Source organism: Mycobacterium sp. (assembly GCF_035499775.1).
Classification (GTDB): Bacteria; Actinomycetota; Actinomycetes; order Mycobacteriales; family Mycobacteriaceae; genus Mycobacterium.
The window spans coordinates 1-11687 of the sequence record NZ_DATJYB010000343.1 but is presented as its reverse complement, the minus strand read 5'-3'; the positions used below and the strand labels follow the sequence as shown (position 1 = coordinate 11687).

12 protein-coding genes and 1 pseudogene are annotated in these 11687 nt (G+C 64.9%); 7 read left to right on the top strand and 6 right to left on the bottom strand.

What is annotated here, in order from left to right; translation table 11 throughout:
- Together VML93_RS21585 and VML93_RS21580 are read left to right on the top strand one after the other, a co-directional pair.
- Nucleotides 1–767: 2-dehydropantoate 2-reductase (locus VML93_RS21585; protein WP_325613827.1), on the top strand; the 767-nt coding region annotated here is incomplete at its 5' end.
- Complete coding sequence (locus VML93_RS21580) at nucleotides 768–1847, top strand: mandelate racemase/muconate lactonizing enzyme family protein (RefSeq protein WP_325613826.1); 1080 nt, start codon at nucleotides 768–770, stop codon at nucleotides 1845–1847.
- A gap of 12 nt (nucleotides 1848–1859) precedes the next feature.
- Here the strand turns inward: VML93_RS21580 and VML93_RS21575 are convergent, their stop codons facing one another.
- Nucleotides 1860–2243 (bottom strand): type II toxin-antitoxin system death-on-curing family toxin, encoded by a 384-nt coding sequence (locus VML93_RS21575; RefSeq protein ID WP_325613824.1) that lies wholly within the window; start codon nucleotides 2241–2243, stop codon nucleotides 1860–1862.
- Nucleotides 2240–2446 (bottom strand): CopG family transcriptional regulator, encoded by a 207-nt coding sequence (locus tag VML93_RS21570; protein ID WP_325613822.1) that lies wholly within the window; start codon nucleotides 2444–2446, stop codon nucleotides 2240–2242. Before VML93_RS21570 ends, VML93_RS21575 begins: the two co-directional genes overlap by 4 nt.
- A gap of 243 nt (nucleotides 2447–2689) precedes the next feature.
- On the opposite strand from VML93_RS21570, the gene VML93_RS21565 reads away from it, so the two are divergent.
- Nucleotides 2690–3466 carry an SDR family NAD(P)-dependent oxidoreductase gene (locus VML93_RS21565; protein ID WP_325613821.1) on the top strand — a complete coding sequence of 259 codons (777 nt, stop codon included), beginning with the start codon at nucleotides 2690–2692 and terminating at the stop codon, nucleotides 3464–3466.
- 141 nt (nucleotides 3467–3607) lie between these two features.
- Here the strand turns inward: VML93_RS21565 and VML93_RS21560 are convergent, their stop codons facing one another.
- From VML93_RS21560 to VML93_RS21550, 3 genes are all read right to left on the bottom strand, one after another.
- A complete protein-coding gene (locus VML93_RS21560) occupies nucleotides 3608–4399 on the bottom strand; it encodes a 3-oxo-5-alpha-steroid 4-dehydrogenase (protein ID WP_325613819.1) in 792 nt (263 codons plus the stop codon).
- A 5-nt stretch (nucleotides 4400–4404) separates the two neighbouring features.
- Nucleotides 4405–5826 carry a DUF2252 domain-containing protein gene (locus VML93_RS21555; RefSeq protein ID WP_325613817.1) on the bottom strand — a complete coding sequence of 474 codons (1422 nt, stop codon included), beginning with the start codon at nucleotides 5824–5826 and terminating at the stop codon, nucleotides 4405–4407.
- A gap of 385 nt (nucleotides 5827–6211) precedes the next feature.
- Nucleotides 6212–6841: a TetR/AcrR family transcriptional regulator gene (locus VML93_RS21550; RefSeq protein ID WP_325613815.1), complete on the bottom strand. Its 630-nt coding sequence runs from the start codon at nucleotides 6839–6841 to the stop codon at nucleotides 6212–6214.
- A gap of 128 nt (nucleotides 6842–6969) precedes the next feature.
- On the opposite strand from VML93_RS21550, the gene VML93_RS21545 reads away from it, so the two are divergent.
- Complete coding sequence (locus tag VML93_RS21545; RefSeq protein WP_325613813.1) at nucleotides 6970–8148, top strand: phosphotransferase family protein; 1179 nt, start codon at nucleotides 6970–6972, stop codon at nucleotides 8146–8148.
- 458 nt (nucleotides 8149–8606) lie between these two features.
- Here the strand turns inward: VML93_RS21545 and VML93_RS21540 are convergent, their stop codons facing one another.
- Nucleotides 8607–9434 (bottom strand): helix-turn-helix transcriptional regulator, encoded by an 828-nt coding sequence (locus VML93_RS21540; protein ID WP_325613811.1) that lies wholly within the window; start codon nucleotides 9432–9434, stop codon nucleotides 8607–8609.
- A 139-nt stretch (nucleotides 9435–9573) separates the two neighbouring features.
- Between VML93_RS21540 and VML93_RS21535 the strand changes: the two genes are divergently transcribed.
- The 3 genes and pseudogenes from VML93_RS21535 (at nucleotide 9574) to VML93_RS21525 (ending at nucleotide 11414) form a co-directional block, all read left to right on the top strand.
- Nucleotides 9574–10326, top strand: coding sequence for a hypothetical protein (locus tag VML93_RS21535; RefSeq protein WP_325613809.1), 753 nt, complete (start codon nucleotides 9574–9576; stop codon nucleotides 10324–10326).
- Nucleotides 10327–10361: 35 nt separating this feature from the next.
- Nucleotides 10362–10712: pseudogene (locus VML93_RS21530) on the top strand (alcohol dehydrogenase catalytic domain-containing protein); the annotation flags it as partial.
- An 18-nt stretch (nucleotides 10713–10730) separates the two neighbouring features.
- Nucleotides 10731–11414 carry a zinc-binding dehydrogenase gene (locus VML93_RS21525; RefSeq protein ID WP_325613828.1) on the top strand — a complete coding sequence of 228 codons (684 nt, stop codon included), beginning with the start codon at nucleotides 10731–10733 and terminating at the stop codon, nucleotides 11412–11414.
- Nucleotides 11415–11687: the final 273 nt, after the last annotated feature.

The window sequence follows — 11687 nt, the reverse complement described above, 5'->3', positions numbered from 1 at the left end:
ATCCGCTGGTCGTCAGGAGCCACAAGTTCGGAGAGTTCGAAGCACCGGTCGGGGCGGCCACCCGCCTCGACGACGAGTACGACGCCGTGCTGTTGACCGTGAAGGCGACGAAACTGCGCGAGTCCCTGCGGCGGATACCCGCGGCGGCGGTCGGCGGCGCGCTGACCGTGCCATTCCTCAACGGCGTCGAGCATGTCTCGGTGCTTCGCCAGGTATATCCGGCTGAGCAGGTGATCGCCGCGACCATCCGCTGCGAGTCCACGCGCGTGGGCCCAGGCGTCATCGAGCACGTCAGCCCGTTCGCCACCATCGAAGTTGCGCCAGGTAGCGATCCGGACGGGCGCGCCCGGGCGTTGGCGGCCCTTCTCACCCGCGCCGGGCTCGATGTGCGCCTGCGGGACGACGAAACCGACATGCTGTGGGAGAAGCTGGGTTTCCTCGCCCCACTGGCGCTGATGACCACCCACGCCCAGGCTTCCGCCGGCGTCGTGCGCACTCGACGCCGCGCCGAACTCGAAGCCGTGATCGGGGAGGTCGCGACCGTCGCACGCGCGGCAGGCGCCAGCGTCGACGAGGCCGGTGCGCTCGAGTTCTTCGACAACGTCCCCGCGAGCATGGAGTCATCCATGCAGCGCGACGCCGCCGCTGGGCGGCCGACCGAGCTCGAGGCGATCGGCGGCGCCATACTGCGCGCAGCGGAACGAACCGGGACGCGGGCGCCGACGACCGCGGCACTCGTCGACGACCTGAGGCGCCGGACGGCCTAGATGCGCATCAATTCGGTCCGCGTGGGCGTCGCGTCATCGCCGATGGCCCGGCCCATGCGCACCGCGGTGCACTGCGCGACGCACACCCACAATGCGCTCGTCGAGGTCGAAGCGGACGGCCTGGTCGGTCAGGGTGCGGCGCTGACTCTGCATCGCGGCCAGGCGGAAGCAGTGGTCGCGCTGATCGCGGACCTGGCTGGCACGCTGATCGGTCGCGACTCTCGCGCTGTGCGGCAGCACTGGCAGGACATGCGGCGCCGGCTCAGCTTGGTCGGCACCGCGGGCGTCGGCGCACTGGCGTTGTCCGCTATCGACACAGCACTGTGGGACCTGCTGGGCAAGCACGCCGGTATGCCGTTGTTTCGCCTGCTTGGCGCCGAGCGACGGTCCCTTCCGGTCTACGTTCAGGGCGGCTGGCTGTCGATGTCGTCCGATGAGATCGTCGCGGAAGCAAATGCCTTCTACGATGCCGGGTTTCGCTATTACAAGATGCGCGCGGGCTCCACGGACTGGAAAGCCGACGTCGAGCGGGTGACGCGCGTGTGGCACGCCATCGGCGAACGCATGCGGCTTCTGGTCGACGTCAACCAAGGCTGGGCCGCACCGGACGCCGAACGGGCCGCCCGCGCCCTCGACGACCTCGGCCTGTACTGGCTTGAGGAGCCGATACCGGCGACCGACCTGCGCGGGACGGCCGCGATTGCACAGGCCATTGCCACTCCGGTCGCGGCAGGCGAATCGCTGCCGGGCGCGCGAGCCTTTTCCGAGCTCGTCGCTCTTGTGGCCGCCGATGTCGCGATGCCTGATCTCGGACATTGCGGCGGCGTCACGGGTCTCACACAGGCCGCCGCCACGCTTGAGACAACCGGGACGCCCCTCTCGCCGCATTTGTACACCGAGGTCAGTGCCCACATCGTCTGCGGCTGCTCGACTGGGCTGATCCTGGAGTACATGCCAGGTTGGTGGGACGGGCTCTTCGTGGAAAATCTCGAGTTTGACCGCGGCAGCCTCACGCCACCCGACCGGCCCGGGATCGGATTCACCCTTCGGGAGCCCCCAGCCCACGAGATACAACCGTGATGATGAATCGGTTCAGCCTTCCTGGTAACTCCAACTGTGGAGTTGTGCTGCAATCTCGTCGAGCTCGGACATCGCGCCGGTAGCCACCCCGATCACAAGGTCGAAGCGTTCGTCCTCCGGCGCACTTATCCATTGAGCGTTGATGGCCAAGAAAGTCCGGCAGGCTGTCCACGCAAGGCGCTTGTCGCCGTCCACCAGCGCGTGATTCCGTGCAAGCGAATGCAGCAGTGCGGCAGCTTTAAGGTGCATATCCGCGTATGCATCCTGGCCGGACACCGAAGCGCGGGGCCGCGCCAGAGCCGATGCAAGCAAGCCGTAGTCCCTGACCGCGACATCCCTACCCACGGCCTCTCGGGCGATTTCCAGCAGATCTTCCGGGTCCAGGTACTCAGTCACGCGTCCTTGAGGCGCTCCAAAACCCCGGCCTCCTCGCGGACCACGCGCTGCAGCGCCGAGCCGACCTTGGCCTTGTGCGCCCGCCGGGCGATGTACTCGTCGATGGCGGATAGCGCTATGGCCTGCATCGATCGGCCTTCGGCGGCGGCCTGCCGGCGCAGTGCTTCTGCCTGCTGCTCACTGGGGCGCAGAGTCATTCCCATGAGCCCATATGATACCTGTTTGATACCACTGCGTGTTGCGTGGACGTGGCACTTGCGTCGAGTCGATCGACGCGTTGCGCGAAACCGTTTACACAACGACGTCATCCGCGGTGACTTGGCGAGACACTATCGCGATGGCGGAGGGGCGGGCAGTCGCGCCGCCGCTCATGCCAGTATTGCGGCAACAGCGACCGATTCACGTATTTTTTTGTGCTGCAACAGATCTATACGTATTATGCCGCGGTGGACATTAGCGGAGCGAGCGCGGTCGTCACCGGCGGCGCGTCAGGAATCGGTGCGGCCACTGCGCGTCAGTTGGCCGCCAAGGGTGCCCGAGTCGTCGTAGCCGACCTGCAGGCGGAAAAGGGCGAGGCTCTCGCCCACGAGATCGGCGGCGTCTTCGTCACCGTCGACGTGACCAACACCGAGCAGATCATCGACGCGGTCAAGACCGCCGCGGACCTGGGTCCGCTGCGTGCCCTGGTCAACTCGGCCGGCATCGGCTGGGCCCAGCGCACCATCGGCAAGGACGGCGAATTCTCCTCAGCGCACAACCTGGATGCGTACAAGAAGGTGCTCGACATCAACCTGGTTGGCACCTTCGATTGCATCCGAATCGCGGCGACCCAGATGAGCAAGAACGAACTCACCGAGACCGGTGAGCGTGGCGCCATCGTCAACATGACGAGCGTTGCAGCCTTCGACGGCCAGATCGGCCAGGCCGCCTACAGCTCGTCCAAGGGTGGCGTCGTGGGCCTGACCCTGCCCGTCGCGCGCGACCTGTCGGCCGTCGGCGTCCGCGTGAACACCGTTGCGCCGGGCCTGATCGACACCCCGATTTATGGCGAGGGTGAGGCGTCGGAGGCATTCAAGGCCAAACTCGGCGAGTCCGTGCTGTTCCCGCACCGCCTCGGCCTGCCCGACGAACTGGCCTCCATGGTTGTCGAGCTCATCACGAACTCGTACATGAACGCCGAGGTCGTCCGCGTGGACGGCGGCATCCGAATGCCACCGAAGTAGGCCTGCGCGCGCCCGGCCGCGCCGAGGACTGGGCTGGGACAGGCAATGGATCCTGACGAACGCGACTCGATAGCAACACAATTCAAGAATCTCCACCCAACAAGTCGAGCGCGGCCTCAATGGTGGCGTTCACAAAACTCCTCAGATCACTCCGGGCAACAGGGCTTTGCGCTCGGCGGGGTAGTCGGGGAACTTCTCGCGGTACCACTTGTGAGTGGCGAACGCCCTCGGGACCAGATTGCCCGCCGTGATCAAGAAGATGGCAACCCCGGCGAGCGACCAGGTCAGCAGGGCGAACCCGGCCCACGCGACCAGCTCACCTAGGTACGCCGGGCTGGTGACGAACCGGAATCCGCCGCCGTACGGGACCTTGTACTCGGTGGCGCCCGGGTTTTTCTTGTCGCGCAGATTGCGCTGGATCGACTCCGAAGAGACCAGCAGGATGAATCCGCCGAGGTACACGATCACCCCGACGAGAAACCGCGGATCGGTCAGCCAACCAGTGCCGTACTGATGCTTGTAGTCGCGGCTGAAGAACGCGCCGTTGAGGTAGCCGTGCATCGTGGTGACCAACATTCCAAGGACGAGCACCGAGATGTTGAAGCTGCTGCGTTTGCCCGGCACCTGCCTGATCGACAGCGGGAAGAACCAGCCCCGGTTGCCGTAGTGCAGCAGCCAGATCGCGGCGAGCACCAGCGGTGTGGCGTCGAATCGACGCGGCCCGGTGAGGTAGCAGATCGCAAACACCACGGTTGCGGGGATCTCCATCAGCCACCAGCCCAGCTTCGGGTTCAGATTCAGTCCGCGCGCCGTGGCGCCGAATCGGCCATAAGGACTCTGCTGGAACAGACCGCCGATGATCACAAAGGCCGCGAAGGCCAGGGCGATAGTCAACACGGTGTCATAGGTGGTGTTGCCGGTGTACCAGTTCATGCGGCCTACACCCCGCGCTCGATGGGAAGCAGTCCGCGGTCGACAGCGGCTGTGAGAGCGGCGTGGTCGGCCTCGGTCTGATCGGCGTAGCGCCGTGCGAACTTACCCAACGCCTTGTCGACCCGATCGGAGCTCCCCAGGTACCCGGCGATCATCGAGGCGCCACTAGTCCTCGCGTGGCCCTTGGCGAGAAGCTGACCCACCACTCCGGCGTAATCAGACAGCGCCGCCGCGTCGATAGCGTCTAAAGGAATGCTCCCCTTCATGTTTCGGAACTGCCGCACGTAATATTGCCGTCCGTCCATGGTGGTCCAGCCCAACAGTGGGTCGCTCACCGTCTGCAGCGACTGCTGGTATTCCACGACACGCTGCCCTTGGTGCGCGTGCCACGCCGATTCACCGTGCACGTAGCGCCCCAACACCGATCGGCGGGCCTGCTTGAGCTGTAGGAAAACAACGTCCTCCTCCGACGAACCCTCTAGCAGCGCCACGTAGGCGCGCAGGCCAACACTGCCCACCCCGACGACCTTGTGTGCGACGTCGATCAACGTATAGCCACCGAGTACGCGCCGCCAGTAAGGGGGCAGAGTATTCAGATACTCGTCGAGTGCGCCGGCCAGTAACTCCGATTCCCGAGCGGACAGTCGCGTGATAAGGGGCGGTTCCTCGACAATCTTCCGCTCACCGTTCACCTCATGGGTGAAGCGCGGCAGCGCTCGGTCGCCGGTGCGGTTACGCGCCCGCTTCGCCGACCGCATGACCTGTTCGCTAAGCGGGCCTGTCGTCTCAGCTGCCAGCCTGTCGACGTCGAGCCGAACGAAAGACCTTGTGAACAGCGGCAGGTCGGCGAGCCGCCGCAACTCCTGCCGGTAGGAGGCAACACAGGAGCGTACTGCGTTGCCACAGTGATCTTCCGAGGTCCCGTTCTGGCGCCCGGCAACCCAGATGCTGGCGGACAATCGCCGCAAGTCCCACTCCCAGCCGCCCGGATGGGCCTCGTCGAAGTCGTTGAGGTCGATCACGAGATCCCGCTCGGGAGAGGCATAGAACCCGAAATTGCCAACGTGCGCGTCACCGCAAACCACAGGCGTGACTCCAGTCGCGGGCAGCTGCGCCACGTCCTCGGCCATCACCACGGCGGTGCCGCGCAGAAATCCGTACGGCGAGTCCACCATGCGCCCGACCCGGATTGGGATTAGCCGGTCGTCCCGGCCCTGGTGGCTAGCGATGATGAGTTCCACCGGGTCGGGACGATTAGAAGGTGCCGTCCAGTCGGCTAACGACTTGCGCGGCACCCGGTTACGCAGACTCCTGCCGAGGGCATAGCGCTCTGCACGTGTGGCCGGTCGCTGGCGCAACGACCGGTACGCAGTGCCATCGGCCTCGGCGAGAATCGTGTGCGTGCCGGGAGCTCCGCTGCCATCCATATCAGCTGGATACCTCGTTTGACGGGAACAGTCCAGGCGTGCGACTGAAGTTCTGTGCGCACAGAGATCCCGTCTCGAACATCTCGCCGAAAGCTACGACGCAGACGCTGTGTCGGAATGGATGAATAGTGGCCTGAGCAGGGCCTTGTGTGACGTCCTTTGCGGGTGCCGACGGGGGTCCCCCTTCGGGGCTGGTGGCCTTTCTGTTCACGGACGTAGAGGTTTCAACCGTCGGTGTGCGTCGGCTATTCGGCTCGGTGTAGTTGTGAGTTCGGTTGTTCGGGGCCCAGTCGGCGTTGTCGGGTGGCCCACCAAATGTCGAGAATCTGGTCGGGTCTGCGAAGGTCTGCGCCGGTGATAAGGGGTCTGGGGCAAATTCAAGCTGCTATGGCCCGTACAGCGAGCGGTGCCAGAGTTCTTCGAGTGCGCCGGCGAGGGAGTCGGACGGGGGTTGCCCGGCAACGATCGCGCGGACGTCGCGTTCGATGCCGTAGAGCGTGGCGCCCATCAGGACGGTTGCAAGGGCGCGGGGGTCGGAGGTCGCGCGTACTTGACCTTCGTTGCGGTCGTTGATGATTCCGGTAGTGATCCGGTCGATGAAGCCCATCGTCCACGACTCCCAGATCTCGCGGACCTCTGGATCGGTCCCAACTGCGTCGAGCATCGCGACCATCAGGCTCGCATGATCACGTGCAAGCTGGATGCTGGCATCGACGGTCGCCTGGATGCGCTCGAGCGGCGTTCCTGGTTGGCCCTCGTACCAGGGAGCGCCCGCCAGCTGCATGTCCTCGCGGAAGTCACCGAGCAGGGCCGCGGCGGCGGCGGCCTTAGTTGGAAAGTAGAAGTAAAAGGCTGAGCGGGTGACGCCCGCGGCACGGGTGATGTCGGCGATGCCGATGCCGGCCAGTGGTCGCGTCGCGAGCAGCTTTTCGAGCGCGTCGAGCAGTTGGGTGCGGCGCTCATCGCCGCGATTGGGCCGCGGCACGTAGCGCGCGCGCTGGGTCTCTGCTGGCATCGCTGCCCATCATGCCACAACCTGACGCTAGTCAAAATGAATTGACGATCGTCAAATTTCTATTGACGTGCGTCAAATATCCTGGTTATGCTCCTTCGCAAAACAAGCCCTCGAAGGAGTCATCGACCATGCCCACAAGAGCGCAGTTGCCGATCTTTGCTACCAAACTCGCCGTCAACGTTGCCCGCGAGCGCTTTGCGCCAGTGAGTGTTTCCTCGCTCGACGACGTGCCGCCGTCGGCCAAAGCACTGACAACCGACTGGCTGACGGCGGTGTTGTGCCGGGAGGCACCGGACGCCGCGGTCACCGGTTTCGACGTGGTGGGTGGGTCCGACGGGACCAGCTCACGGCGCGCGCTGCGGATCAGCTACAACGCCGCCGGCGAGCAGGCGGGCCTGCCCACCCGGCTTTTCATGAAGAGCGCCTCGAGCTTCCAGTCCCGCCTGATGCTCGTGCTCGGCGGGGTAACCGAGAGTGAGACGATCTTCTACCGCGACATCCGCCCCTCCCTCGATCGGCTGCGCAGTCCCCGCGCATTCCATGCGGCGACCGATCCGCGCACGTTTCGGTCGATCGTGCTCATGGACGACCTCAGCGCCGAGGGCTGGACGTTCCCGGATCCGATGACGGACCGCATCGATCGCCAGGACGCCGAGGACATGGTCGACCAGATCGCCTACTACCACGCGGCGTTCTGGGGTGACCCGCGTTTGACGCACCAGTTCACCCGGCTCCCCACAACCGAGCTGTTCCAGCAGCGGCTCAACGACCTTGGAATCGACAAGCGAGCCCGGATCGGGATCGAGCGCGTGCGGTCGGTCACCCCAGCCAACATTTACCGACGCAAGGACGAAATTCTGCCCGCCACAATGCGATCGCTACAGCTCAACTCAAGCGGCACGCTCACACTGCTTCACCAGGACGTCCATCAGGGCAACTGGCTGCGCGACCCCGACGGACACATGGGACTCTACGACTGGCAGTGTGTCGCCAAGGGCGAGTGGGCGCTCGATGTCTCCTACGTTTTGGCCAATCTCCCGACCGAGGACCGCCGCGCATGGGAGCGGGAGTTGCTCGACCGCTACCTGTGGCGCCTCGGCGAGGAAGGCGTCAGCAAGCCCCCCTCATTTAATGAGGCGTGGTTGCGCTATCGCCAGCAGCCATTCCACGTTGTCGTGTTCGCACTGTTCACGATTGGCGCCGGACGGCTGCAACCAAACATGCAGGCTGAGGACTACATGCTGCGCTGCTGGGAGCGCATCGCCACCTTCATCGATGACCACGACTCACTCGACAGCCTCGCTTGAGCCGGTTCAGAGAATGCCGCGGCAAGCTGTTCGAACAAACTCGCGACGCAGCAACGCGCCGGTTGTCGTCAAAGTAGCCGCGGTTGTCTCACCGTTGTCGTCAAACGCTCGAAAATCGAGCCCCACGGACATCGATTACATCGTGCATCGGTACGACGCCGGCGAAACCACCGAACAGATCGGCGCCCACCACGGCATCTCGAAGACCCGCGTCGCCCGCGTCCTTCGCGAGCAAGGTGTCACTATCCGGCGCCAAGGCCTGGCCGAAGAGCGTCTCACTGAAGCTGCCGAGCTGTATGCTGCTGGCCGATCACTTGCCTGGCTCGGTGGTCGATACGGCGTCTCCCATACGACCGTGGCTGCCGCACTTCGGCGCCAAGGCATGCAACTGCGGCCCCGCCCAGGATGGACATAAGCGTGCTCCGTGGGGACACGCGAAAGGTGATATGTCTCGCTTCTCAGCGGTCGGAGACCGGTTTTTTTGGCAGCGATGCACGTAGCTCGTCGAGTGCGTGTGCCGATGTGCTGTTGGGCGTTGCGTGCCAGGTAATGATATGTGCGCCACCGGTATCGGGCAGGTCAAGCTTCGTGCGGGTCAGGTAGAGATCGCCGACCTCTGGATGCCGCAGGTGGGTGATGCCTTTGGTGTATCCCACATCGGCGTGTTCCCAGAGCTTCTTGAATCGCTCGCTGGCACTGGACAGTTCGCTGATGAGTGCGAGCAGTCGGGGATCGTCGGGATCCTCGGCGAAGAGTGCCCGTAGGCCCCCAACAGCCAGGGCTGTCGCTTCGTCCCAATCGGGAAAGACCTGCTTGGCCGCGGGATCCAGGAAGCGCCAGCGCGAGAGATTTTGTCCCACTTGAAATCCTGGGAACAGCGCGCAAGCGATCGGGTTTCCGGCCAGCACGTCTTGATACCGGCTCACGACGACCGCGGGCATGAGGAACTGGTCGATCAGTTCGGCGATCGCCGCCGAAACTTGCTCATGCGGCGCGCGATGTGGCTGGGAGGCCGAGCGAGCTAGCTGATGCAAGTGGGCGGTCGCTTTGGCGTCCATGCGCAGTGCCCGGGCAATCGAATCGAGGACGTCGGCGGAGGGGTGTCGGTCGCGGCCCTGCTCCAGGCGTTGCAGGTACTCGCTGCTGATGCCGGCCAGCATGGCCAATTCGTCGCGCCGCAACCCCGCAAGCCGCCGTCGCGGCCCCGGCACCAGTCCCACCTCGGCGGGGGTCACCCGCGCGCGCCGTGCTTTCAGGTAATCGCCCAGGTGGTTGGCCTTACCCACATGACCAAGCCTAAACCTCGCCCTGCCGCTACCAGCCTCAATGGGTTTACCCAGCCCTGGCTGCGGCTCGACACCATCGACAACAGCAGAGCAGCCCTACGTTCTGCGGTCCATTTACGCACAGAGGAGAACCATCATCATGACCAGCACAGCAACAGACACACCCACGTCTGACCTGCTCGACACCGTCATTGCCGCGCACGGCGAACTCGACCGCTGGCGCTCGCTCGACCGGCTGACCGCGAAGGTCTCCGCTGGCGGTGCGCTGTGGGGCCTCAAGGGCCAGCCCGGCATCCTCACGGACTACACGCTCACGCTCACCCCGAACCTGCAGTCCGCGACCCTGGCGCCGTTCGCGGCCCCCGACCTGCGCGCCACCTACACGCCCGAGCGCGTCGCCATCGAGACCGTGGATGGCCGGCTGGTCGAGGAGCGCACCAACCCCCGCGCCTCCTTCGCCGGCCACACCCTGCAGACCCCGTGGGACCGGCTGCACGCGGCGTACTTCGCCGGCTACGCGATGTGGACCTACCTCACCGAGCCGTTCTCTTGGGCCGAGCCGGGCTTTTCGACCGTCGAGCTGGAGCCGTGGCAGGAGGATGGCGAGACCTGGCGCCGCCTGCAGGTGAGCTTCCCCGAGCGCATCGCCACCCACAACCGCGTGCAGACCTACTACATCGACGCGCAGGGCCTGATCCGACGCCACGACTACCGCCCGGACGTGCTCGGCCCGGCCGACACCGACTCGGCGCACTACGGCTGGGGCCACCAGACCTTCGACGGCTTCGTCTTCCCGACACATCGCGCGGTGTACCCGACCGATGAGAACGGCCGCAAGGTGGCCGAGCCGGTGATCATCTCCATCGACCTCGCCGACATCGCCCTGTCCTAGGGCGCACACCCCCGAAAACCAAAGGGAGACTTGGCATGTCGACGTACCGCGCTTTTCAGGTCACCGGGCAGCGGCAGTTTGAATTGGTGGAGCGCGAGCTACTCGGGCCGCAGCCTGGTCATGTGCGGTTTCGCGTGCAAAGTTGCGGCGTGTGCCACAGCGATGTGCTCGCCGTTGAGGGCTTGCGCTCCGACTCGCGCCAGCCGGTGGTACCCGGGCATGAGGTCGTCGGCGTCATCGACGCGCTCGGAGAACAAGTACGTGGATGGAGCGTCGGTGACCGCGTTGGCCTTGGTTTTTTGGGTGGCCACTGCGGCGTATGTGTCTGGTGCCGTCGGGGGGACTTCGTCAACTGCGAAAACCAACCTCGGCCGGGCACAACGGCCGACGGCGGATACGCCGAGGTGGTCTATGCCCGCGCGACCGGGCTGGTCCGTATTCCCGACGCCCTGGCGTCGGTGGATGCCTCTCCGCTGCTGTGCGCCGGCATCACTACCTACAACGCAGTGCAGAAATTGAACGCGGAACCCGACGCGCTGGTGGCGATCCAGGGCATCGGTGGCCTGGGTCATCTGGGCGTGCAATACGCCAACAAGTTGGGTTATCGCGTCGCGGCCATCGCTCGCGGCACCGACAAGGCCGTGCTGGCAGAGAAACTCGGCGCGCACCACTACATCGACAGTGCCGCAGTCGATCCCGCCCAGGCGTTACAGGAACTCGGCGGAGCGGTCGCGATCGTAGCCACCGCGGCCAGCGGCGCATCCATGTCGCCGCTGCTGGCCGGGCTCACACCACGCGGTCAGCTGGTGGTCCTCGGCGTGGGCGACGACCCGATCGAGGTCAACGCCTCCGATCTCGTGTTTGGTAGCCGCTCGATCGTCGGCAGCCTGACTGGCTCGGCGAGTGAAAACGAGGCGAGCCTGCAGTTCAGCGCCACACACGGGGTCACACCCATGACCGAGGTGCTGCCATTCGAAGATGCACCTGCGGCCTATGAGCGAATGATGTCCGGCCAGGCCAGATTTCGTGTGGTCCTCGATATGCAGACCAGTAGCCAAATGGGCACCGAGCGGGCTGGCCGACGCTGAGCTTCTGCAACCGCCACACCAGAAACACGCTTCCTGCCAACGAATTACAGAACCGCGGCATCGAAGAAACACCACCGAACAACTACCAAAGATCCGTCAGAAGAAGGAGAACCAAAAATGATCACCAATCCGTTCCAGAGGAAGGCCTACGACGCGATCGCGGCCGCACTTCCGTTTGCGATTGATCCTGCGAAGATCACCGTGGAGCCCGGGGTGTCTTACCTACCGAGCCCGATCAAGCTGCACGACTATGCCGCCGGTGTCATGGCCGCG

Bases quoted from the DNA above. Each gene is read 5' to 3' on its own strand.
- VML93_RS21545 (WP_325613813.1), top strand. From the start codon at position 6,970: ATGCCCACAAGAGCGCAGTTGCCGATCTTTGCTACCAAACTCGCCGTC.
- VML93_RS21550 (WP_325613815.1), bottom strand. From the start codon at position 6,841: ATGCCAGCAGAGACCCAGCGCGCGCGCTACGTGCCGCGGCCCAATCGC.
- VML93_RS21535 (WP_325613809.1), top strand. From the start codon at position 9,574: ATGACCAGCACAGCAACAGACACACCCACGTCTGACCTGCTCGACACC.
- VML93_RS21580 (WP_325613826.1), top strand. From the start codon at position 768: ATGCGCATCAATTCGGTCCGCGTGGGCGTCGCGTCATCGCCGATGGCC.
- VML93_RS21570 (WP_325613822.1), bottom strand. From the start codon at position 2,446: ATGGGAATGACTCTGCGCCCCAGTGAGCAGCAGGCAGAAGCACTGCGC.
- VML93_RS21560 (WP_325613819.1), bottom strand. From the start codon at position 4,399: ATGAACTGGTACACCGGCAACACCACCTATGACACCGTGTTGACTATC.
- VML93_RS21555 (WP_325613817.1), bottom strand. From the start codon at position 5,826: ATGGATGGCAGCGGAGCTCCCGGCACGCACACGATTCTCGCCGAGGCC.